This is a genomic window from Streptomyces liliifuscus, from assembly GCF_016598615.1.
Lineage (GTDB): Bacteria > Actinomycetota > Actinomycetes > Streptomycetales > Streptomycetaceae > Streptomyces > Streptomyces liliifuscus.
Genome location: NZ_CP066831.1, coordinates 3,501,553 through 3,524,172 on the forward strand (window position 1 = coordinate 3,501,553; position 22,620 = coordinate 3,524,172).

Sequence of the window (22,620 nt, forward strand, 5' to 3'; positions counted from 1 at the left end):
TTTCGACAGAGATATCGAGTGGCACCGACACGCGTCGCGGTCGTCTGATGCCGCTGTGCTCACAAAGGCCCCGCCTTTTGGCGGGGCTCGCTCTTTATGACCGTTTTATCTAGGGCTTACATCACTCGGAATCCTTGGTTCCGAGTGTTTGGACGAGCACACCCTGACGTGCTGGAATGCCAGAACTGCCCAGTAGTAAGGGCCGGAAGACACACGCGGCACGACGAAGGTGCACACGCCGAGAGGTTGTTGGTCGAGTGAGGCGTAGCAAGAACGGTCCCGAGCCGTCGGCACGGGGCAACTTCACCCCGCCGCCGCGCGGAGCGGCACCCGCACATGTGTCCGGCTCGGAGCCGGCGGCCCCACCCCCGAAGAGCGGCGGACGTCTGTCCCCGCGCAACTGGCGTGTGCCGACCAGGCTGAACGCCATTCTCCTCATACCCGTGATCGTCGGGCTCGTCATGGGCGGCTTCCAGGTGAAGAGCTCCATCGACACCTGGCAGGAGGCGCAGGACGCGGAGAAGGTCGCCAAGATCGTCGACGCGGCCGGGCAGTACGCCGAGGCGCTCCTCAACGAACGTGACGTCTCCGCCCAGCCGCTGCTGGAGGGCGACCGCGACAACGCGACGGTCAAGCAGGCCCGCGCCTTCACGGACGCGAAGCAGGACGCGTTCCACAAGGAAGTCGTCGGAATGCCGGCCGGTCAGGGCCTGGAGCGCCGGCTGAACCTGGTGGAGCAGGCCGAGCCGACGCTGCCCCAGGTCCGCAAGACCGCCTTCACCACCGCGATGGACCCGACGAAGACCGAAGAGGGCTACGTCACCGTCGAGCACCTCCTCATGGAGTTCTCGAACGAGCTGGGCCTCGGCACGGGCAACATCACGAGCTACGGCCGCACCGTGTACGCCGTCGCCCTGTCGAAGGGTGCCGCCTCGCTGCAGCGCTCGATCGGCATGCACCTCCTGGTGAAGCCCAGCAGCAACGAGAAGATCCGCAGGCAGCAGGTCACGGCCTTCACGTCGTACGCCTATCTCGAGAACGTGGCCGTCCAGGAGTACGTCTCCGGCGGTACGGCGCAGGACGCGGCGCGTCTCAAGCAGGTCATGGCCGAGAAGGAGGCCGACGGCAAGAAGCTCGCCGCCGAGGCCAAGAGCAAGACCGAGGCGGCCGGCGGCACCTACAAGGCCCCGCCCTCCATGACCGGCATGATCCAGGCCATCGCCACCGGGGCCTCCCCCAGCGACCTGGCCCAGCAGGGCGTCACGCCCGAGACCTGGATGGCGGCCTCCACCCTCAAGTTCGACGGCTACAGCGAGGTCGAGCAGGAGCTCATCAACCGGGCGGTGAGCGACGCGGGCGACATCGCCACCGACGCCCAGCGCGACGCCTTCGTCAACGGCGCCATCGTCATCGTGGCCCTGCTCGCCGCCTTCATCATCGCCGGCCTCATGGCACGCCAGATGAGCCGCTCGATGCGCCAGCTGCGCAACGCGGCCTTCGGTGTCGCCGAGCAGCGCCTGCCGATGCTGGTCGACCAGCTCTCGCGCACCGACCCGGGCCGGGTCGACACCCGGGTCACGCCCATCCCGATCACCACCACGGACGAGATCGGCGAGGTCGCCCGCGCCTTCGACCAGGTCCACCGCGAGGCCGTACGACTGGCCGCCGAGCAGGCCCTGCTCCGTGGAAACATCAACGCGATCTTCACCAACCTGTCGCGCCGCAACCAGTCCCTGATCGAGGGCCAGCTGACCCTCATCACCGAGCTGGAGAACAACGAGGCCGACCCGGACCAGCTGGAGAACCTCTTCCGGCTGGACCACCTCGCGACCCGTATGCGCCGCAACGGCGAGAACCTCCTGGTCCTCGCCGGCGAGGAGCCTGGCCGCCGCTGGGACCAGCCGGTCCCGCTGGTCGACGTGCTGCGCGCCGCCTCCTCCGAGGTGGAGCAGTACGAGCGCATCGAGCTCTCCGGCGTACCGGAGGCCGAGATCCACGGCCGCGCGGTCACCGACCTCGTGCACCTGCTGGCCGAGCTCCTGGAGAACGCGACCACGTTCTCCTCGCCGCAGACCAAGGTCCGCGTCACCGCGACCCGTCTCCCGGACGGCCGCATCATGGTCGAGATCCACGACAAGGGCATCGGCCTCACCGCCGAGGACTTCGCGGACATCAACCACAAGCTGGCCAACCCGCCGACCGTCGACGCCGCGATCTCGCAGCGCATGGGTCTGTTCGTGGTCGGCCGGCTGTCCGACCGGCACGGCATCCGCGTCCAGCTGCGTCCCTCGGGCGAGCAGGCCGGTACGACCTCGCTCGTCATGCTGCCCGACATCATCACGCACGGTGGTGGCGGCGAGCAGGCACCGCAGCGCGACGAGTTCACCGTCTCGCAGATCATCCCGGAGCAGCAGCCCTTCGGCGGCGAGGAGTTCCAGAGCGCCGGCCAGCAGCCGATGCGTACGGCCGCGGAGCTGGGCTTCGACGACAGCCGCTACGCCGAGGTCCCGGACGACATACGCGAGCTGGACCCCGTGGGCCGTTCGCTGATGCGTGAGGAGCGCCGGGCGGCCCTGGAGGCCCAGACGCACGGCGAGCTGGAGGGCGCGTCCCCGTCGTTCAACGGCGAGTTCGACCCGCAGCAGGGCTACGACAACGGTCAGCAGGCCTTCGACAACGGCGCAGCGGCGTACGACAACGGCGCGGCCGCGTACAGCGAGGCGCCCGCGTACGACCAGCAGACGCCGTACGAGGAGCCGCAGCAGGCGTCGTACGACGAGACGTACTTCCCGGCCAATGGCGGGTACCCGGAAACCCCCTATGCGGAGCCCGTCCAGGAGGAGCCCCAGCCGGCCCACGCTCCCGCGCGGGACAGCTTCTCGGCCTTCGAGGAGCAGTCCTACCAGGACGACTGGCCGCAGCAGGACACGTACCAGAACGGCTACCGTTCCGAGTACGCTCCCGAAGCGGAACCCGTGCAGGCCGCTGACGTGGCCGAGCAGGACCGCGTAGGCTTCGAGCGTCCGGGAACGGCCTCTCCCGCCGCCCACGCGCTGACCGACGCCGGGCTTCCGCGCCGCGGATCCACCGACGCCGGGCTTCCCCGCCGCGGCTCCACCGCGAGCGCGGGCGGCCAGCAGTCCGTGGGCCAGGAATCGCCGGCTCCCTTCGGTGGCGGCAACGACGGCAACTCGAGCGGCGGCAAGGGCGACTGGCGGTCGAACAACGACCAGATGTGGCAGCGCGCCGAGCAGCTGAAGAAGCCCAAGGCGGGCGGGGTCACCTCCTCCGGCCTGCCGAGGCGTGTGCCCAAGGCCAATCTGGTCGAGGGCACCGCGGAATCGACCCCACAGGGCGGCCCCCAGGTCTCCCGCGCTCCCGAGGACGTCCGGGGCAGGCTGAGCAACCTGCGCCGAGGGGTCCAGAGGGGGCGTAACGCAGGAAGCGAAACGAACGGCCAGGGCTTCGGTCCTGACAGCACCTACAACCAGGAGCGTTAGTGTGAGCCCGATGAGCCAGGCGGCGCAGAACCTGAACTGGTTGATCACCAACTTCGTGGACAACACCCCCGGGGTGTCCCACACGGTGGTGGTCTCCGCCGACGGACTCCTTCTGGCGATGTCCGAAGGGTTCCCGCGTGACCGTGCCGACCAGCTGGCGGCCGTCGCGTCGGGTCTCACCTCGCTGACCGCGGGCGCGTCCCGCATCTTCGAGGGCGGGAGCGTGAATCAGACGGTTGTGGAGATGGAGCGGGGATTCCTGTTCATCATGTCCATTTCCGATGGATCGTCGCTCGCAGTACTCGCACATCCGGAAGCGGACATCGGTCTCGTCGGGTACGAGATGGCCCTTCTGGTGGACCGTGCCGGTACGGTCCTGACGCCTGATCTGCGTGCGGAGCTCCAGGGGAGCCTTCTCAACTAGCAGACAAGCGATGCTTTTTGGCGTCCCGTGGCCTTAAGGTTTCGGGACGCGGCTCCACATTGATGGGCCCGGCACAGTCGGAGGAGGAGAAAGTGGCAACACCCCCAGGCGGTTCGTCTTCGGGCAACTGGTCCTATGGCCCTGGCCAGGGCCAGGGCGGGAACGACTCGCCGAACCGGTACAACTTCCCCTCCGCACCGTCTCCGCGGCGCCAACAGCCCTACGCACCCCAGGGCCCCGGGCCCTCCCCGTACGACCAGCCGTCGGCGCCGCGCATCCAGCCCGTGCAGCCGCAGCGGCGCTCTCCCGAACCGTCGCCCGCGGGGGGCGCCAGCAACCCGCTGGTCCGCCCCTACGCCATGACGGGCGGCCGCACCAGGCCTCGGTATCAGCTCGCCATCGAGGCACTGGTGCACACCACCGCGCAGCCGCACCAGATGCAGGGCCAGCTGCCCGAGCATCAGCGGATCTGCAACCTCTGCCGGGAGATCAAGTCGGTGGCCGAAATCTCGGCCCTCCTGACGATCCCTCTCGGCGTGGCCAGGATCCTCGTCGCCGACTTGGCGGAGGCGGGCCTGGTCGCCATCCATCAGCCCGGCGGCGACGAGAACGCCGGCGGTCAGCCAGACGTGACTTTGCTCGAAAGGGTGCTCAGTGGACTTCGCAAGCTCTAGCGGAGGGCCTTCCCGCTCCACCACGTCCGCGAAGATCGTGGTGGCGGGCGGCTTCGGCGTGGGCAAGACCACGTTCGTCGGGGCCGTCTCGGAGATCAACCCGCTGCGTACCGAGGCCGTCATGACGTCCGCTTCGGCGGGCATCGACGACCTCACCCACACGGGAGACAAGACCACCACCACGGTGGCCATGGACTTCGGCCGTATCACCCTGGACCAGGACCTGATCCTGTACCTGTTCGGTACGCCCGGCCAGGACCGTTTCTGGTTCATGTGGGACGACCTGGTACGCGGCGCGATCGGCGCGATCGTCCTGGTCGACACCCGCCGTCTCGCCGACTGCTTCCCCGCGGTCGACTACTTCGAGAACAGCGGACTGCCGTTCGTGATCGCCCTGAACGGCTTCGACGGCAACCAGCCGTACAACCCGGACGAGGTCCGGGAGGCGCTCCAGATCGGGCCCGACACCCCGATCATCACCACGGACGCCCGCCACCGCGCGGACGCCAAGTCGGCGCTCATCACCCTGGTGGAACATGCGTTGATGGCCCGCCTGCGGTAGCCGACGGCGCTCAGCCGAACGAAAAGGGGGCCCCTTCCTTTTGGGAGGGGCCCCCTTTGTGTTCGGGCTCCAGGTACGTCTTCGGCTGCGGGTGCGTCGTGGTTGCTCGCGCAGGTCCCCGCGCCCCTTAAAAACACCGGTCTGCCCCTTGTCCTTGAGGGGCGCGGGGAACTGCGCGACCAGCCCCCACCCACCCGCAGCCGACACACACGCGAAAGGGCCCCCTCCGGCGTGGAGGGGGCCCTTTCACAAAGACTCAGTGCCAGCTGTGCGGAGCGCGGAAGCCGGGCTCTCGTTCCAGGCGGCGCCAGCCTGCCTTCGCTCGGCCTCGGTGGGTCGGGGCCGCGGCCGGGGCGGAGGCGGCGCGGGCCAGGAGGATGGCCGTGATGGCGGCGACTTCCTCGGGCTCGGCGTGGCCCTTCTCGACGCGAATATCAGGGATGTCCATGTGTGTGAGTCTCCGTGAGAGAGGGGTCCGCGGGGTTGCCGCGATGGGTCCGTCGAGTTACTACTGCGGCGGGTTTCCGTGCTTGCGGGAGGGCAGGTCCGCGTGCTTCGTGCGGAGCATCGCCAGGGAGCGGATCAGGACCTCTCGGGTCTCGGCGGGGTCGATGACGTCGTCGACCAGACCGCGTTCGGCCGCGTAGTAGGGGTGCATCAGCTCGGACTTGTACTCCTTGACCATGCGGACGCGCATCGCCTCGGGGTCCTCGGCGTCGGCGATCTGCCGGCGGAAGATGACGTTCGCGGCGCCCTCGGCGCCCATCACGGCGATCTCGTTGGTGGGCCACGCGTAGGTGAGGTCCGCGCCGATGGACTGGCTGTCCATGACGATGTACGCGCCGCCGTAGGCCTTGCGCAGGATCAGTGAGATCCGCGGCACGGTCGCGTTGCAGTAGGCGTAGAGGAGCTTCGCGCCGTGGCGGATGATGCCGCCGTGTTCCTGATCGACACCCGGAAGGAAGCCCGGAACATCCAGCAGAGTGACGATCGGGATGTTAAAAGCGTCGCACATCTGGACGAAACGCGCAGCTTTCTCCGACGCCTCGATGTCCAGCACCCCGGCCAGGCTCTGCGGCTGGTTGGCGACGATGCCCACCACCTGGCCGTCGAGACGGGCCAGCGCGCAGATGATGTTGCGGGCCCAGCGCTCGTGGATCTCCAGGTAGTCGCCGTCGTCGACGAGCTCCTCGATGACCTTGGTCATGTCGTACGGACGGTTGCCGTCCGCCGGGACCAGGTCCAGCAGCACGTCCGAGCGGCGGTCGGCCTCGTCCTCGGAGTGGGTCACCGGGGGGTTCTCGCGGTTGTTCTGCGGGAGCATCGACAGGAGGTAGCGGACCTCCGCGATGCACGTCTCCTCGTCGTCGTACGCGAAGTGCGCCACCCCGGACGTCTCGGCGTGCACGTCCGCGCCGCCCAGGCCGTTCTGGGTGATCTCCTCGCCGGTGACCGCCTTGACGACGTCGGGGCCCGTGATGAACATCTGCGAGGTCTCGCGGACCATGAACACGAAGTCCGTCAGGGCCGGGCTGTAGGCCGCGCCGCCCGCGCACGGGCCGAGCATCACGGAGATCTGCGGGATCACGCCGGAGGCGCGGGTGTTGCGCTGGAAGATGCCGCCGTACCCGGCGAGCGCGCTGACGCCCTCCTGGATCCGGGCGCCCGCACCGTCGTTCAGCGAGACCAGCGGGGCACCGGCCGCGATGGCCATGTCCATGATCTTGTGGATCTTCGTGGCGTGGGCCTCGCCCAGGGCGCCGCCGAAGATCCGGAAGTCGTGCGCGTACACGAAGACCGTGCGGCCCTCCACCGTGCCCCAGCCGGTGATCACACCGTCCGTGTACGGCTTCTTGGTCTCCAGGCCGAACCCGGTCGCCCGGTGCCGGCGCAACTGCTCGACCTCGTTGAACGAGCCGGTGTCCAGCAGAAGCTCGATCCGCTCCCGGGAGGTCAGCTTGCCCTTGGCGTGCTGCGCCGCGGTCGCCTTGTCACTGGGTCCGCGAAGAGCCTCCGCACGGATCGCGTGCAGTTCGGCCACGCGCCCGCGGGCGTCGGTCGGTTCGCCTGCCGAGGATCCGGTCTCGTCCAAAACGGTCATGTAGCGACCTTACGAAGCCCACCAAGGAAAGCGGGCCGTCGACTCCGTACAGTCTCCGGCCCGTTTTACTGGTACCCCTGAACAGAACCATGACCGCATGCAGGCGATCCGACTGCTCAGAGGGCGTGTGGCTTGTAGGGGTCACACAAAGCCGTCAGCTGAGAGCCACCTCACATTCATGCGTGGCGCATGCCATCCCCGGAGTGACACGCACCCTCAGACGGCGCCCGGTGGCGAGCACCTCGACCCCGGGACCGGCGCGCACGACCCGGCGTACGGGACAGTCCCAGACGATCTCCAGGGCCTCTCCGGTGCGCGACGGTTCGCTGACGGAGAGGGTAGCGGTGCGGCCGCGGCGGCGTACGAGCACGCTCGCGGGGGCCGAGGCGGTGAGCTGGCCCGCCCTGCCCGCCCGCCAGAAGTTGGCGGCGGTCAGGCCCAGGGAGGGCACGGTCACGGCCTGGCGGCCGGAGTCGTTGGCAAGGACCGACAGCCGGCCGGGGTCGGCCGCGCGGGCTGCGACCATGCGGCGCGAGGCGCCGGGCAGGACGGCGTACGCGTACGTGGCGTCCACCGGGTCCGTGCCGTGGTCGAGCCAGAGGGTCTGCCAGCGGCGGGTGCGGCGTTCGGTGGTGCTGGTGGTGTTGATGTCGGACCAGGCGCCGGTGCGGTCCTCGCGCAGGGTGCGCAGGGCGGACCGGTCCAGGACCACCCAGCCGCCGTGGCCTTCGAGGTGCGCCCACCCGGGACCCCGTACGAGGGTCTGCGTGCCGCCCTCCCCCAGGTTGCGGTTGTCGACGACCGTCTCGACCGGGACGCCGTCGGTGGCCGTGATGCCCGCGCCCAGGCAGACGATCGAGTCCGCGAGACAGAACCAGGACTTGCGGGCCTCCAGAGTCGACCCGAGGCCCAAGAGGTGTTGTCCGACGGCCGCGAACTCCCCGTCGGTCACCCCGCCGACCCAGCGCACGGCGGGCTTGGGCTCGCCCCACTCCCCGCCGGCCTTGTCGGCGAGCCGCTTGGTGGACACGGTCGTGCCGGGGAGCCGGTACCAGTCGACGGTCGGCCAGTACCAGTCCGTGTACTGATCGGGCGGGACGCCGAGGCTGTCGGCCCACCAATAGAGCATTCCGGCGCCCGTGTGCCAGCCGCGCGGGTTCTCGCCGTTGCCGCACTCGTAGTACGCGATCCGGTCGCTCGCCATGGCGATGTTCGCGGTGAAACCGGGGCGGCGGTGGACGGCCCGGTCCATGGCGGCGAAGAGGCGGTGGCCGACCGGTTCGGGCGCGGCCTCGACCGCCGAGCCGGCGACCGCGTGCAGCCGGGCCAGGTCGCCGACGCCGAACTGGGGTGCCGTCAGGAGGGGTGTGACGGTGTCCCGTTCGATCCAGCCCTTGACGCTCGCGTGCCAGCGCTCGCGCTCCGCCGCGCTCGCGCCCTGGGCGAGGAGCGCGATCGCGGCGATCAGCGCCTGTCCGTGGAAGTGGTCGCTGCGCATGATGTGGCGGTCGTCGCTCCTGAGGTAACCGCGGCTGATGGCACGCCCGTTGACGCTGTCCATCATCAGCCCGTCGTGGATCAGGGGCGCGTAGGCACCCTCCACGCTGTCGAGGACGATCTGTCTCTTGGCGTCGGTCACCTCCCACGTCGAACCGGCCAGCAGCGCGAAGAGACGGCCGAGTCCGTCGAGCAGGACCTGCCCGTACGTTCCCGAGTAGGCGACCCAGGTGTGCTGGACGAACGACCCGTCGGCGTACAGCCCGTCCCCCTTCGTGACGTACGGGAAGACCGGGGAGAGCGCGTCCCGGGCGAGCGCGGTCTTCTCGGGGGCGCGGCCGAGGATGCCGCGCAGGGCGACGGAGCGGCACAGGTCGACGCGGTTGGCGCCGGTCGAGGTGCCCGAGTAGTCGCGGAGCATCGAGTCGGGGATGAAGTGGTCGACGGCGGCGCAGGCGGCGGCGACCTGGGCGGCGGAGAGTTCGCTGTGGAGGGCGGCCACGATGTCCATGAGCAGGCGGGGGCTGCCGATCTGCCACTCCCACCAGTTGCCGTAGCGGGTGGTGGAGGGGTTGTAGACGGTGGCGGAGAGGTGGTCGAGGCCGCGGAGGATGTCCGTGCGCAGGCCCGCGTCGCCGGTGGAGCCGGTGCCCTCCTGGACGTACGCCTGAGTCATCGTCCACAGCCGGCTGTAGCTCTGGGTGATGCCGGTCGGCGGGTCGTAGGGGTGGCCGGGCCAGAGCGAGGTGGCGGTGGGAGCCATCGTCTGCCGGAAGCCGCGGGCCAGTTCGCCGGTCTCGGCGAGGCGGGCGGCGTACGGCTCGGTGGCCGGGTCGTAGCCGGCGCCGAGGGCGATCTCCAGCCAGCGAAGGCGGAGGGTGTCGTACTCGTCGTCGCGGGCCGCGTGGGCGGACGTGGTGGGCATGAGCGCCGGGCTCGCCGTGAGCGCCGCTGCCAGAAGGAACGTACGGCGGGTGGGGGTCATGCCAGGCGATGGTGCCCGAGGTGTCCGTGTGCTCACCAGAGGGGCAACGGGTGATCTTAGGACTGAACCAATGGCAACCGGGTGTAATCGACGCAACACGCCCTGCGTTCTGTTGAAACCCGTAAGGAATAGGTCTATGGTCGATGTCGTTGAACGTTAAACAGCTTCGGCGCAAGGCCGGGCTCGTCCCCTCAAGGAGTTAGTCATGGGCCTCTTCGGCAGCAAGGACAAGACCGACACCCTCACCACGGCGCCCGCCGCCGTGAACCCCGACCTTGCCGCCCTCACCGGCGACTACACGATCGACCCGTCGCACTCGACGATCGGCTTCGTCGCGCGTCACGCCATGGTGACGAACGTCAAGGGCGGCTTCCTGGACTTCTCCGGCAGCCTGCACCTGGACGGCGCCGACCCGTCGCAGTCGACTGCTTCCCTCGACGTCACCATGGAGAGCATCAACACCGGCTCCGCCGACCGTGACGGTCACCTGAAGAGCGCGGACTTCTTCAAGACGGACGAGTTCCCGACGATGACGTTCCGCTCCACCAAGGCGGAGGCCCTCGGTGGCGACGACTACCGCATCACCGGTGACCTGACGATCCTCGGCACCACCCAGCAGCTCGCCATCGACCTGGAGTTCAACGGCTCCGCGAAGGACCCGTTCGGCAACGAGCGCGTCGGTTTCGAGGGCAAGGCGGAGATCCTGCGCTCCGAGTGGGGCCTCACCTGGAACGCGGCGCTCGAGACCGGTGGCGTGCTCGTCTCCGACAAGATCAAGCTGAACTTCGACATCTCGGCGATCAAGAACGCCGACTGATCGGGTCCGCGGTTCTGTTTCACAACTGATCGACCCCCGCATTGTCCTCCGAGCGCGCCCGTCGTCCGGCTCCCGTGGATCCCTGGATCCCCTGGGAGCGGGAGGCGGGCGCTCAGGTGTGTCGGGGGCGTGTCGGGGCCCGATCCGGGCGCGTCGGGGGTTCCGGTGCATCGCCCCCGGGTCGTACGTTCTTCTTCGGCCGGACGGAAGGCGATCAGCCGGTCGCAGGACCACGGATCGTCACGGGACCGAGGAAGGGCCGCGTGAGCATCGACAGCGACAGCGACAGCGACAGCGACAGCGACAGCGACAGCGACAGCGACAGGCGCGAACGGGCGGAACGCTTCGTCGAGTTGCATCGGGAGGGCTGCTTCCTGCTCCCCAACGCGTGGGACGTGGGAAGCGCGCGGATCCTGGAGTCGGCCGGTTTTCCCGCCGTGGCGACCACGAGCGCGGGGGTCGCGTTCTCCCTCGGACGCCCGGACCACGACTTCTTCGCCGAGCTGGCACCGGAGGAGGGCCGCGTCGACCGCGGGACGATGATGCGCCGGGTCCGCGAGATCGCCGACGGGGTCCGGGTGCCGCTGAGCGCGGACCTGGAGGACGGATACGGCGAGGCGCCCGAGACCGTGGCGACCACGATCTCGCTGGCGCTCGGGGCGGGAGCCGCGGGCGGCAACATCGAGGACTTCACCGGCGACCGCGCCCGGCCGCTCTACGACACGGCGCTCGGAGTGGACCGTATCCAGGCCGCCAGGGCCGCCGTCGACTCCGCCGGCGAGCCGTTCGTGCTGGTCGGCCGGACCGACGCGCTGCTGGTCGGCGGCTCGCTCGACGAGTGCGTACGGCGGGCCAACGCGTATCTGGCGGCCGGCGCGGACTGCGCGTTCGTGCCGGGTGCGGGCGACGCCTCGACCATCGGCACGCTGGTCCGCGAACTCGACGGCCCGCTCAACGTGGTCATGGGACTCACCGGCAACGCGCTCTCGCTGGACGACCTGCGCGCGCTCGGAGTGCGGCGGGTCACGGTCGGCGGCAGCATCGCCCGCGCGATGTACCGCCAACTGCTGCGCGCCGCACGGGAACTGGCCGACCACGGCACGTTCTCGTACGCCGACGACCAGATCTCCCAGACGGACCTCAACGACCTCTTCCGGCACGGGGGCGGGCAGCCCGGGGCCTAGGGTCCGTCGGCACTCGGTCCCAGGGCCTGTCGGCACGTCACCGCGCCCGGCGGCCCGACTCCAGACCGGTGATCGCCTTCTCCAGGCGGGCCGCCCTGACCTCCGGGGTCCTCGCCTTCAACAGTCCCAGGACGACCAGGTACTGGTCCGTCCTGCCGAGCCCCTCGAAGAAGGCCTTCGCGCGCGGGCTGCGGTCCAGGGCGGCGGCGAGGTCGTCCGGGACCGTGGTGTTCCGCTGGGACTCGTACGCCGCCTCCCAGCGGCCGTCCGCCTTGGCCGCCGCGACCTCCGCGAGCCCCGGGGGCCGCATCCGGCCGGCCGCGGTGAGGGCCTCGACCTTGCGCACGTTGACCATCGACCAGAGGCTGCCGGACCTGCGCGGGGTGTACTTCTGCAGGTAGTACGAGTCGTCTAGGCCCCGCCGCTGACCGTCGATCCAGCCGTGGCAGAGGGCCACGTCGAGGGCCTCCGTGATGGTGACCGACGGCAGGCCGGACCCCTTCTTGGCGATCTTCAGCCAGACGCCGGCGCGGAGCCCGGGATTGGCGGACATCCAGGCGTCGAGGTCCGCCACGTCCGTGAAGGTCCTGATCTCCACGCCGCCGAGGGTGCCGGGGGCATCGGGAGTGCCGGAGGGCCGGGAGGTCCCGGAGCCCTTGGAACTGTTGGAGGTCTCGTCCATGGGGAGACAGTAGGACGGGACTAGGACAGTTTCCGTCCTACAAGGGCCGGTCGGCCGTACGGGACTCCGACGCCGGTTGGCCGTACGGGACTCTGACGCTACTGTGCGCCGGTGTCCGCGTTCATACAGCAACTCCCCGCCCTGATAGGCGTGATAGTCGGCGCCCTCGGCTCGTATCTGGCGATCGTGCGCGGGGACAAGGTCCGGTTCCGGCGCGAGCGGACGGCTCGCTGGGAGGAACGGCGCCTCACCGTGTACTCCGACTACGCCCGCGTCCTGAAGAAGAGCGTCACCCTGACCTACCGGGTCTCCTCCCACCTCGGCAACGATCCGCACCCGCATCCCCTCTCCCCCGAGGAGGCCGCGCCCCAGCTGGCCTCGGCCCTCGAAGCCCGCGATCCGGTCGGCGAGGCGCTCCTGATGCTCGGCTCGCCGGACGTGGTGGAACGGGCGCGCGAGTGGGTCGTCCTGGTCATCGAGATGGAACGCTTCCTGGACACCCGCACCCATGACCCCGAGGCCTGGTCGGCCCTGCTGGCCCGCCAACGGGCGGCCCGGGAGCGGTACTACTCCGCGGTGCGCGACGATCTGGCCCTTCCGCCGGGGCACTCGGGGCGTTGGATCTTCGACGAGCCGGTTTCGGCGGGGTCGTGAGGAGGGCACATGGACGAGCACGGTCATGATCCGCACATCCACGTCGAGGCGAAGGTCGCCCGGGGTGACGCCGCTGTCCGCAATGTGCTGGCGTCCACGTTCGGTCTGGTCGGTGACCTGCCGAGTGTCGTCGACACGGGGTGCGGACTACGAGTGCCGTACGCGATGACCTCGCCTCGTCCGGACAGCGTCACCTGCCTCGCCTGCCGTGAGCACGCGCGGCGCGAGCATCTGCGGCTCGCGGAGATGGTCGAACGCCTGGGACTCATGCCCGGATCGGCCATCAGCGGCGCTGAGGCGAAGCAGGCGGCGGACCGGCATCGCGACCTCGCGGAGCGGTTCTCCGGCAATTGAGTGGACCGGGGAAGCCGGGCGTCGCTAGCCTGCCCCCATGTCCAGCCCCGAGGCGTCAAGACTCCGGCCACCGGCTCTCCGGTGGCTGCTCGGGATGTCCGGCTGAAGCGTCGCGGTCAAGCGCGTACACGCTCCTGCCGTTGTCACTGTCATCACCGTGCCCGTCACCGGAACGCCGTGCAGCCTGTCATGTTCGTTTTCGGGTGTGCGGAGTTCTGTCATGCCGTTCGGGTTGTATCTGTTGGGGCTCGCTGTCTTCGCTCAGGGGACCTCCGAGTTCATGTTGTCCGGGCTGGTCCCGGACATCGCGCGGGAGATGGGGGTGTCGGTACCGGCGGCCGGGTCGCTGACCTCGGCGTTCGCCGCCGGGATGGTCGTGGGCGCGCCGCTGATGGCCGTACTGGCGCGGCGCTGGTCCCGGCGTGCGGCGCTGCTGGGGTTTCTGGGCGTCTTCCTGGTGGTCCATGTCGTCGGTGCGGTCACCGACAGCTTCACCGTGCTGCTGGTCACCCGGGTCGTGGGCGCGCTCGCCAACGCCGGGTTCCTGGCGGTCGCCGTGGTGACGGCCGTGGCGATGGTCGACGCCGACGCCAAGGCGCGGGCCACGTCCGTGCTGCTCGGCGGGGTCACCGTCGCCTGTGTGGCGGGGGTGCCGGGCGGTGCCGTCCTCGGGCAGCTGTGGGGATGGCGGTCCGCCTTCTGGGCCGTGGTCGTGCTGTCCGTGCCCGCCCTCTTCGCGATCGTGCGGTCGGTGCCGGGCGGAGTGCCGGAGACCGCTCGCGCGAGTGTGCGCGGCGAGGTACGGGCGCTTCGTGCGCCCCAGCTCCAAGTGGCCCTGTTTCTCGGGGCGTTGGTGAACGGGGCCACCTTCTGCACGTTCACCTATCTCGCACCGATCGTCACCTCCGTCGCCGGCCTGGGCGAGGCATGGGTGCCCCTGGTGCTCGCGCTCTTCGGGTTGGGATCGTTCGTCGGGGTCGCCGTCGCCGGGCGGATCGCCGATGCCCGGCCCGGGCGGGTCCTCGTCGGGGGCGGAGCGGCCCTGCTCGTCGGGTGGGGCCTCCTCGGCCTGACCGCCGGGAACCCGGTGGCGGCCGTCGTACTCGCCTTCGTACAGGGTGTGTTGTCGTTCGGGGTCGGGTCCACGCTGATCTCCCGGGTGCTGTACGAGGCGGCCGGCGCGCCCACCCTGGCGGGCGGTTTCGCCACGGCGGCGTTCAACGTGGGCGGGGCGCTCGGGCCGTGGCTGGGCGGGCTCGCGATCGGGGCGGGTCTTGGGTACCGCTCGCCGGTGTGGGTGAGTGTCGTGCTGGTGGGGCTCGCCCTGGTGGCGGGAGGGGCCGCGCGGCGGACAGGGGCTCTCGCGGTCCACGTGCGCAGCGACGGCGACGCGGACGGCGTCCGCCGCTTCGACGACAGCGGGCGTCCCCTCGGACGGTCCACGGAATAACCCGGTGCGGGTCGGCGGGCGGGCGGTTAGCCTCCGGGGATGACCTGGCTGCCCGCTGACTTCGTCCATCCGCTGCGCGTCGACGTGCCCGGCGGGCATCATCTGCGGCCGATCACCGGGGGCGACGCCGCGATCGACTACCCGACGGTGATGGGGTCGCGGGAGCGGCTGTGGTCCATCTTCGGGGAGGCCTGGGGATGGCCCGCCGCCACGATCACGTACGAGGCGAATCTGGCCGACCTGGAGCGGCACGAGGCCGAGATCGCCGCCCACGAGTCGTTCAACTACGTGCTGTTCGACGAGGCGGAGAGCGTCGAGTACGGGTGCGTCTACATCGATCCGCCGGAGAAGGCCGGGGCCGATGCCGAGATCTCCTGGTGGGTCGTCGACGAGCGGGTGGGGACCGAACTGGAGCGGGATCTCGACGCGTTCGTGCCGCGGTGGATCGGTGAGGCGTGGCCCTTCGAGCGGCCGCGGTTCATCGGGCGCGACCTGTCCTGGAAGGAATGGCTGGCCCTGCCGGGTCCGGCTCGCTGAGCCGTTGGGGGCCGAGTTGGGGGCCCATTCGTATGTGTGTCGGCTGCGGGCCCGGTGGGGGCTGGTCGCGCAGTTCCCCGCGCCCCTTAAAAGCAGGGGGTGCACGCGAGCTTTTTTCTTTCAGGGGCGCGGGGAACTGCGCGAGCAACCACGACGCACCCGCAGCCGAACACAAAGGGGCCCCTCCCAAAAAAATGGCGCTCCTACGCGTCCCGCACCCTGAAGGCCGCGCCCGCCACCAGCAGCAACCCGAGTGCGTACGCCGCCAGTACGCCGAGGCCCGGCCATGGGCCGATCGGGAGGCGGGAGAGGTCCCGTGTCGCCTGGACGGCCAGGCCCGCCGGCATCGGGGCCCAGCGTTCGAGACGGTCCCGCCAGTTCGGGTCGCCCAGCAGGTCGGCCAGGAGCGGGATCGCGTACAGCAGGCCCAGGCCCGTGGTGATGGCGCCCGTGCTGTCCCGCAGCAGGGCCGCGAGGCCGAGGCCGAGCAGGGCGGTCAGGGTGAGGCAGAGGACCGACCCGAAGGCGGCGCGGAGTGTGGGGCCGTCGGCCAGGGACGGGAGCGGGTAGCCGGCTTCCGGGGTGAAGCCGTTGCCGGGGAGGATCAGCCGGCCCGCGTAGAGGGAACCGAGGATCGCCGCTGTTCCCGCCGCCGCCGTCATCGCGGCCAGCACCGCCGCCTTCGACACCAGCAGCGCCACCCGGTGCGGCATCGCCGTCAGTGTCGTGCGGATCGTGCCCGTGCCGTACTCCGCCCCCATCAACAGCGCGCCGAGGACGAGGGCCGTCGCCTGGCCCAGCCAGACGCCCGTCAGGCTCAGTTTCACCGTGTCCTCGTGGCAGGCGGCCGCCGACGGGCACGCACCGGTGCCGACGGCGGACAGCGCGGCCACGCCGACCGTGACCGTGAGGACCGCGGTCGCCGCCAGCAGCCACCAACTGCTTTGCAGCGTACGGAGTTTCGTCCACTCGGCGTGCAGCGGCCGCAGTGCCGTCAGGCGGGCGTGCGGCCGCCGCGGCGCCCTCGGGCTGCTCACGCGTCCCTCCTGCGCAGGCGCCAGAGCGCGAGGGCCAGCGCCACCGCCGCGTAAACACCCAGCACCGCCAGGCCGTTCCAGGGGGCCATCGGATAACAGCCGCTCTCCGGCAGGCAGTTGTGGTCCACCTGCGGGTAGTAGGTGACCCCCTGCTGGATCGCGAAGGCCGCCGCCGGGGTCAGCCGCAGCAGCCACTCGCCGGCCGGCAGCGGGAGGGCGAACGCCAGGATCTGCGGCAGGATCACCAGGACCACGACCACCGTGATCGCGCCCGCGCTGCTGCGGAGCAACGTGCCCACGGCCAGGGCGAGTACCGCCACCAGGGACAGCAGGAGCGCGCTGCCGACGACGGCCCGCGGGACCGCCCCCTCCAGCATCGACAGATCCGGGAACGCGGGCGGCTCGAAGCCGTTGGAGCGCAGCGTGTCCTGGGCGAGCGAGAAGGCCAGCGCCGCCGCGACGAGCCCCGCCGCGAACGTCACTCCCCCGATCACCAGGACCTTCGCCGCCAGCACCTGTCCCCGGCGCGGACTCGCCGTGAACGTCGTACGGATCATGCCGCGCTTGTACTCGGCGGTGATGAAGAGCGCGCCGAGCGCCACCATGAACAGGACGCCGACGAAGACTCCCTGGAAGCTCATCTGGACGGTGTCGCCGCCGGTCTGGTCCGGCGCGATGTCGCCCTGGCCGGTGAGCGTGAAGGCGCCGTCGCCGGTGACCTTCGTGCTGCCGGGGATCGGCCGCGCCGGGCCCGACTCCGGGAGGTTCGGGTCGTCGGGGTCGGGGGCGCCCACGTCGGTGCTGGTCCAGGAGGGGCGCGCGCTGTCGCCGCGCAGTTCCACATGGCCGAAGGCCGCCGTCGCGGTCGCGATTCCCGCGGTCGCGGACGTGCCGCCGAAGGAGCGGCGCAGGGTGGTGTGCGCGGGGGTGGCGACGAACAGTCCCGCCCGGGCCGTCTTCGGCAGGTCCGCCGGGCGGACGGTCGCGATCTTCGTCCACTCGCGGCCGTCCGGCGACTCGTAGCCCGTCAGCTCCTGGCCCGAGCGGGTCAGCCGGAGCCAGCGCGCCCCGGCGGACGAGCCCTTCTCGTCGTGGGTGAAGTCCCACTGCATACGGACGCCGTGGTCCGGGGTCACCATCAGGGCCACATACGAACTGCCGGGCTTCGTACTCGACTTGACGATGACGCCTGCCTTCGCCCAGGGCTCCGGTGTCCTGCCCTCGTGTCCCTCGATGCCGGACACCTGGACCGTGACGCTGCCGTCCCCGGTGAGCGGCCGGTGGACGAGGCGGAAGGTGTCGTTCACGCGGGTTCCGTCGGGGGCGGAGACGATGCGGACCTGGCCGTTGGAGTCGTTGACGGCGCCGCTCGCGCCGAGTTGAGAGATCACGACCGTGGCGGCGGCCGCCAGCACGAGGACCAGCAGCCAGCTCCGTACGGTCCAGAACTTGCTCCACTCCGCGCGCAGCAGCCGTACGAACCCGTCCCGGCCCGGCTGGAGTTGGGACTTGTACGGGGTTCTCGGCGCAGGTGCCGGAGGAGTCGAGGGAGTGAGTGAGGGCGGTGTCGAGGAGGACGTCATCGTGCGACCTCGCCGTCCACCGCGGAGACGAACTCCGTCGAGTCCCGGGTCAGTTCCATGTACGCCTCTTCCAGGGTGGCCCGGTGGGCGCCCACCTCCGCGAACGCGATCCCGGCCTCGGTGAGGAGCGCCACGATCCGTTCCGACGGCAGACCGGTGACGGTGAGGGTGTCGCGGCCGGTCACCGCGACCGTGCCGCCCTTGCGGGCGAGCAGTTCCATCGCCTCCGTACGAGCACTCGTACGCAGGGCCACTCGGTCGCCGGACGCGGCGGCCAGCAGGTCGGCGACGGCCGTGTCGGCGATCAGGCGCCCGCGGCCGATGACGACCAAGTGGTCGGCGGTGTCCTCGAGTTCGCTCATGAGATGGCTGGACACGAGGACGGCACGGCCCTCGGCGGCCAGCCGGCGCAGCAGGCCGCGGATCCACCGGATGCCCTCGGGGTCGAGGCCGTTGACCGGTTCGTCGAGAAGGAGCACGGGCGGGTCGCCGAGGAGCGCGGCGGCGATGCCGAGGCGCTGGCGCATGCCGAGCGAGTAGCCGCCCGCCCTGCGTCGGGCCGGCTGCTCCATGCCGACCTGTTCGAGGACCTCGTCGACCCGGCGCATGGGCAGGCCGTGCGAGTGGGCCAGCCAGCGCAGATGGTCGCGGCCACGGCGGGCCGGGTGCAGCGCGGCGGCGTCGAGCAGCGCGCCGACCTCCAACAGCGGGGTGCGCAGGGCGTGGTAGGGGCGCCCGCCGATGAGGGCGTGCCCCGCGTCGGGGGCGTCCAGACCGAGCACGGTCCGCATGGTCGTCGACTTGCCTGCCCCGTTGGGGCCGACGAAGCCGGTGACCTGGCCCGGTTCGACCGTGAAGGAGAGCCCGTCCACGGCGACGGTCTGCCCGAACCTCTTGCGGAGGTCCCGGACTTCGATGGTTGCGTCCATGTCAGCGAGGCTAGGGATCCCGGGCGGGCCGCGTCGTCCCGCCCGGGAGCAGTCTTCGCCACCCCTGGCCCGGGGGACGGCATCCCCCACGCGAGGGACACCGCACTGCCGACCTGGGGGACGCGGTCCGGCGCGGGCGGCGGCAGAATGACGGACGTGGACAGGGCGGAGGAAATGGACGAGGCGACGACAGTGCGGGCGGACCCTCGACCCCTGGAACAGCCGCGCCCGCCCGGCCAGATGGGGCTGCGCCGACTCTGGCCGTTGGGGGTGCGCGGGTCCTGGCCGTTGGGGCTGCGCGGGCCGTGGCAGTCGGGATTGCGCGAGCCCTGGCAGGCGAGGCTGCCCGAGTCCTGGCAGTCGGGGCTGCGTCGGGCCGCCGATTCCCGCGCAGCTCGCGCGCGCGACCGCGGCGCAGTCGCCGACGGGCACGGCGCAGGCACCGGCGGCCATGACGTACGTACCCCCGGCCGTGGCGTACACGCTCTCGGCCGGGGCGTAAGCACTCTCCTCGGCCGGGCGGTGCGCTCCCTCTCCCCCGAGGCGCGGCCCGGCTCCCCGGCCCGGTTCTCCGCCCGTACCGCCCATTTCGCCGGTGCCGCCCGTACCGCCCGTTTCGGCAGTGCCCCTGGTGCCTCCGGTGCCGGGCCCCTCTCCCCCGTCGTGCTCTCCGTCGGGCTCGCGGTCCTCGCGTCCGTCGAGATCCTGGTGCGCGCCGCCGGGCTGCGCGGGAATCTCGCGCTGGCCGTGCTGCTCGCGCTGTGCACCACGCTGCCCGTGGGGTTCGTCCTCGCGCCGGAGCGCGGGGCGCCCATCCGCGGCACCGCGGCCATCGCGCTCACGACCGCCTGCGTCCTGGCCCTGGAACCCTTCCGCGCCCTCACCCTCGCGGGAGCGGCGGCCCAGCTGATCACCGTCCATGCGCTGGGCCGCGCGGGGACACCCCTGCTCAGCGGCCTGCTCGTGCTGCCGTACGTCGGTCTCGCGCTGGCCGCGGCAGGCGACCCCGCCGACTCCACCGTCCGTGTCGTGGCCGTCCTGGTCGCCACGCTCGCCTCCGCCGCGGCGGCCACGGGCATCACCCGGCACGTACGGACGGCCGCGCAGGCCCACAGCGCAACGGAACGCGCCTTCGCGGACACCCTGCTCGAACACGCGGCACGGGGTGAACGGGCCCGTATCGCAAGGGAGTTGCACGATGTCGTCGCCCATCACATCTCGATGATCGCCGTACAGGCCGAGACCGCCCGGCTGACCACCCAGGGGCTGCCCGCCGACGGCGCCACCCGGCTGCTCGCCATCGGGGACACCGCGCGGGCCGCCCTGACGGAGATGCGGCGGCTGCTCGGAGTGCTGCGCGAGGACGCGGACGTGGGGGTCACCCGGCGCCCCCAGCCGGGCCTGCGCCAGCTGATGGAGCTGGTCGACGACTCCCGGGACGCCGCGGGCTCCCGTACCCGGCTGATCGTCAGCGGCACGGTCGCCCCGCTCGACCCCGGCATCGAGGTCACCGCCTACCGCATCGTCCAGGAGGCCCTGACGAACGCCCGCCGGCACGCTCCGGGCGCCGCCGTCGACGTAGAACTCCGGTACGGGACGGACGACTTGGAGCTTCGCGTACGCGACAACGGCCCCGGACCCGGAACGGGAACCGAGCCCGGAAGGGGAGCCGGACCCGGCTACGGCTCCCGTTCCGGCTCGGAGCCCGCGCACCCCGCACACCCCACGCACCCCACGCACCCAGCACCCCGTGACCACGCCGGACACGGCCTCCTCGGCATGCACGAACGTGCGGCCACCGTGGGCGGCACCCTGCGCACCGGCCCCGCACCGGGCGGCGGCTTCCTGGTCGAGGCACGCCTCCCGGTACGGGCGGAGGCCCTCGCATGACGACCCCCGAAGCCGCCCCCGAAGCGGTCGCCCAGGCCAGCGCCGAGACACACGCCGAGCCGGCGGCAGATCCGCCGGCCGAAGCCCGCCCCGTCCGTATCGTCGTGGCCGACGACCACGAGGTCGTCCGCGCCGGATACGCCGGACTCCTCGCCACCCAGCCGGACTTCACGGTCGTGGGCACCGCGCGGGACGGCGCGGAGGCGGTCCGCGTCTGCCGCGAACACCGGCCCGACGTGGTGTTGATGGACGTACGGATGCCGGTGTCGGACGGCATCCAGGCGACCGCGGAACTCATGGGCGACGCCGGAACCGCACACCCGCCCCGCGTGCTGATCCTGACCACCTTCGACCTCGACGAGCACGTGTACGACGCCCTCATCGCCGGAGCGAGCGGCTTCCTCCTCAAGGACGTCACCGCGGAGCGGCTGTTCGACGCCGTACGCGTGGTCGCGGCCGGGGAGGCCCTGCTGGCACCCGGGGTCACGCGTCGGCTGATCGCCGAGTTCGCCCGGCTGAAGCCCAGGGCGCCGCGCCGGGACGCGCTCGCGGTCCTCACTCCGCGCGAGTCGGAGGTGCTGCGGCTGCTCGCCGAGGGGCTGTCCAATCCGGAGCTCGCCGGGCGTCTGCACGTGGGCGAGGAGACGGTGAAGACGCACGTCAGCCGGGTGCTTTCGAAGCTCGGGCTGCGCGACCGGACCCAGGCGGTGGTCATGGCGTACGAGACGGGTCTGGTCGTGCCGGGGGCGGGGAACTCGGCCTGACCGGATAGGGGCGGCCGAATTTCACCCCTTGTGGCGGCGCTCACAGCGTTCACATAATCCCTCAACAGAAATTGACCGGCTCATGCCAGCAAACGCGATTATTTGTCGCATTCCTTGGCATGTGCCTGCCATTTCTGCCGCACCCGCATCCGGTTCCACCAGCTCGCATGTCAACCCCCCACGGAAGGCATCACGTTGAAGAACCTCGTCAAGGCCCTCAAGAGATGCGCGGTCGCCGGTGCGGCCGCCCTCGCGGTCGTCAGCCTTCAGCCCGTCTCCAACGCCCAGGCCGCCCCCGCGCCCGTGGTCGGCGGAACCCGCGCCGCGCAGGGCGAGTTCCCGTTCATGGTCCGGCTCTCCATGGGCTGTGGCGGCTCGCTGCTCACCCAGCAGATCGTGCTCACCGCCGCGCACTGTGTGAGCGGCTCCGGCAACAACACCAGCATCACGGCCACCGCCGGAGTCGTGGACCTCCAGAACACCAGCGGCCGGGTCCAGGTCAGGTCCACCAAGGTCCTGCAGGCCCCCGGCTACAACGGCACCGGCAAGGACTGGGCGCTCATCAAGCTCGCCTCGCCCATCACCACCCAGGCCACCCTGAAGATCGCCACCACCACGCAGTACAACACCGGCACCTTCACCGTCGCCGGCTGGGGATCGGCCTCCGAGGGCGGCGCCCAGCAGCGCTACCTGCTGAAGGCCACCGTGCCGTTCGTCAGCGACGCCACCTGCCGTTCCTACAGCGGCTACAGCGGTCTCGTCGCGAGCGAGGAGATCTGCGCCGGCTTCACCGCGGGCGGCGTCGACACCTGCCAGGGCGACTCCGGTGGCCCGATGTTCCGCAGGGACGCCGCCGGTGCCTGGATCCAGGTCGGCATCGTGAGCTGGGGCATCGGCTGCGCCCGGCCCAACGCGCCCGGCGTCTACTCCGAGGTCTCGACCTTCGCCTCGGCCATCACGGCAGCGGCAGCGACTCTCTGACGCCTGCCCATCTCC

At 71.0% G+C, this 22,620-nt stretch carries 20 protein-coding genes; 13 read left to right on the forward strand and 7 right to left on the reverse strand.

Going from position 1 to position 22,620, the window contains the following annotated elements; translation table 11 throughout:
- The first annotated feature begins 257 nt into the window (after positions 1 to 257).
- The 4 genes from JEQ17_RS14720 to JEQ17_RS14735 all read left to right on the forward strand — a co-directional run bounded on the left by JEQ17_RS14720 (position 258) and on the right by JEQ17_RS14735 (position 5,160).
- Entirely contained in the window at positions 258 to 3,500 is a 3,243-nt protein-coding gene (locus tag JEQ17_RS14720; protein ID WP_200395680.1) for a sensor histidine kinase, read from the forward strand.
- 10 nt (positions 3,501 to 3,510) lie between these two features.
- Complete coding sequence (locus tag JEQ17_RS14725) at positions 3,511 to 3,924, forward strand: roadblock/LC7 domain-containing protein (protein ID WP_033321188.1); 414 nt, start codon at positions 3,511 to 3,513, stop codon at positions 3,922 to 3,924.
- 92 nt (positions 3,925 to 4,016) lie between these two features.
- Entirely contained in the window at positions 4,017 to 4,598 is a 582-nt protein-coding gene (locus JEQ17_RS14730) for a DUF742 domain-containing protein (protein WP_200395681.1), read from the forward strand.
- Positions 4,579 to 5,160, forward strand: coding sequence for a GTP-binding protein (locus JEQ17_RS14735; protein ID WP_026248371.1), 582 nt, complete (start codon positions 4,579 to 4,581; stop codon positions 5,158 to 5,160). Before JEQ17_RS14730 ends, JEQ17_RS14735 begins: the two co-directional genes overlap by 20 nt.
- A gap of 256 nt (positions 5,161 to 5,416) precedes the next feature.
- Here JEQ17_RS14735 and JEQ17_RS14740 read toward each other — a convergent pair whose 3' ends face one another.
- The 3 genes from JEQ17_RS14740 to JEQ17_RS14750 all read right to left on the reverse strand — a co-directional run bounded on the left by JEQ17_RS14740 (position 5,417) and on the right by JEQ17_RS14750 (position 9,743).
- Entirely contained in the window at positions 5,417 to 5,608 is a 192-nt protein-coding gene (locus tag JEQ17_RS14740) for an acyl-CoA carboxylase subunit epsilon (RefSeq protein WP_055614000.1), read from the reverse strand.
- Between the two features lie 60 nt (positions 5,609 to 5,668).
- Positions 5,669 to 7,261, reverse strand: coding sequence for an acyl-CoA carboxylase subunit beta (locus JEQ17_RS14745; protein WP_200395682.1), 1,593 nt, complete (start codon positions 7,259 to 7,261; stop codon positions 5,669 to 5,671).
- Positions 7,262 to 7,415: 154 nt separating this feature from the next.
- Entirely contained in the window at positions 7,416 to 9,743 is a 2,328-nt protein-coding gene (locus JEQ17_RS14750) for a polysaccharide lyase 8 family protein (RefSeq protein WP_200395683.1), read from the reverse strand.
- 205 nt (positions 9,744 to 9,948) lie between these two features.
- Between JEQ17_RS14750 and JEQ17_RS14755 the strand changes: the two genes are divergently transcribed.
- A complete protein-coding gene (locus JEQ17_RS14755) occupies positions 9,949 to 10,560 on the forward strand; it encodes a YceI family protein (protein WP_200395684.1) in 612 nt (203 codons plus the stop codon).
- Positions 10,561 to 10,823: 263 nt separating this feature from the next.
- Entirely contained in the window at positions 10,824 to 11,744 is a 921-nt protein-coding gene (locus JEQ17_RS14760; RefSeq protein WP_234048204.1) for an isocitrate lyase/PEP mutase family protein, read from the forward strand.
- Between the two features lie 37 nt (positions 11,745 to 11,781).
- Here the strand turns inward: JEQ17_RS14760 and JEQ17_RS14765 are convergent, their stop codons facing one another.
- The gene (locus JEQ17_RS14765; protein WP_200395685.1) at positions 11,782 to 12,426 is read right to left on the reverse strand and encodes a YdeI/OmpD-associated family protein; all 645 of its coding nucleotides are present in this window, start codon (positions 12,424 to 12,426) and stop codon (positions 11,782 to 11,784) included.
- 111 nt (positions 12,427 to 12,537) lie between these two features.
- On the opposite strand from JEQ17_RS14765, the gene JEQ17_RS14770 reads away from it, so the two are divergent.
- The 4 genes from JEQ17_RS14770 (at position 12,538) to JEQ17_RS14785 (ending at position 15,421) form a co-directional block, all read left to right on the forward strand.
- Complete coding sequence (locus JEQ17_RS14770; protein ID WP_200395686.1) at positions 12,538 to 13,080, forward strand: hypothetical protein; 543 nt, start codon at positions 12,538 to 12,540, stop codon at positions 13,078 to 13,080.
- 9 nt (positions 13,081 to 13,089) lie between these two features.
- Positions 13,090 to 13,434 carry a hypothetical protein gene (locus tag JEQ17_RS14775; protein ID WP_200395687.1) on the forward strand — a complete coding sequence of 115 codons (345 nt, stop codon included), beginning with the start codon at positions 13,090 to 13,092 and terminating at the stop codon, positions 13,432 to 13,434.
- A 220-nt stretch (positions 13,435 to 13,654) separates the two neighbouring features.
- Positions 13,655 to 14,884 (forward strand): Cmx/CmrA family chloramphenicol efflux MFS transporter, encoded by a 1,230-nt coding sequence (locus tag JEQ17_RS14780; protein WP_200395688.1) that lies wholly within the window; start codon positions 13,655 to 13,657, stop codon positions 14,882 to 14,884.
- Positions 14,885 to 14,923: 39 nt separating this feature from the next.
- Entirely contained in the window at positions 14,924 to 15,421 is a 498-nt protein-coding gene (locus JEQ17_RS14785) for an N-acetyltransferase (protein ID WP_200395689.1), read from the forward strand.
- A 203-nt stretch (positions 15,422 to 15,624) separates the two neighbouring features.
- On the opposite strand, the gene JEQ17_RS14790 is transcribed toward JEQ17_RS14785, so the two are convergent.
- Genes JEQ17_RS14790 through JEQ17_RS14800 form a run of 3 tightly spaced genes read right to left on the reverse strand, consistent with a single transcriptional unit; the run spans position 15,625 to position 18,970 of the window.
- The gene (locus JEQ17_RS14790) at positions 15,625 to 16,458 is read right to left on the reverse strand and encodes an ABC transporter permease subunit (RefSeq protein WP_234048205.1); all 834 of its coding nucleotides are present in this window, start codon (positions 16,456 to 16,458) and stop codon (positions 15,625 to 15,627) included.
- A complete protein-coding gene (locus JEQ17_RS14795; protein ID WP_200395690.1) occupies positions 16,455 to 18,041 on the reverse strand; it encodes an ABC transporter permease subunit in 1,587 nt (528 codons plus the stop codon). The genes JEQ17_RS14790 and JEQ17_RS14795 overlap by 4 nt, the downstream gene beginning before the upstream one ends.
- Positions 18,038 to 18,970: an ABC transporter ATP-binding protein gene (locus tag JEQ17_RS14800; RefSeq protein ID WP_200395691.1), complete on the reverse strand. Its 933-nt coding sequence runs from the start codon at positions 18,968 to 18,970 to the stop codon at positions 18,038 to 18,040. Before JEQ17_RS14800 ends, JEQ17_RS14795 begins: the two co-directional genes overlap by 4 nt.
- Positions 18,971 to 19,126: 156 nt before the next feature.
- Here JEQ17_RS14800 and JEQ17_RS14805 point away from each other — a divergent pair, with 156 nt between their 5' ends.
- From JEQ17_RS14805 to JEQ17_RS14815, 3 genes are all read left to right on the forward strand, one after another.
- Positions 19,127 to 20,860, forward strand: a complete 1,734-nt coding sequence (locus JEQ17_RS14805; RefSeq protein ID WP_407700051.1) for a sensor histidine kinase — start codon at positions 19,127 to 19,129, stop codon at positions 20,858 to 20,860.
- Positions 20,857 to 21,624: a response regulator gene (locus JEQ17_RS14810; RefSeq protein WP_200395692.1), complete on the forward strand. Its 768-nt coding sequence runs from the start codon at positions 20,857 to 20,859 to the stop codon at positions 21,622 to 21,624. The genes JEQ17_RS14805 and JEQ17_RS14810 overlap by 4 nt, the downstream gene beginning before the upstream one ends.
- A gap of 195 nt (positions 21,625 to 21,819) precedes the next feature.
- Positions 21,820 to 22,605 carry a serine protease gene (locus tag JEQ17_RS14815; RefSeq protein WP_200395693.1) on the forward strand — a complete coding sequence of 262 codons (786 nt, stop codon included), beginning with the start codon at positions 21,820 to 21,822 and terminating at the stop codon, positions 22,603 to 22,605.
- The last annotated feature ends 15 nt before the right edge of the window (positions 22,606 to 22,620 follow it).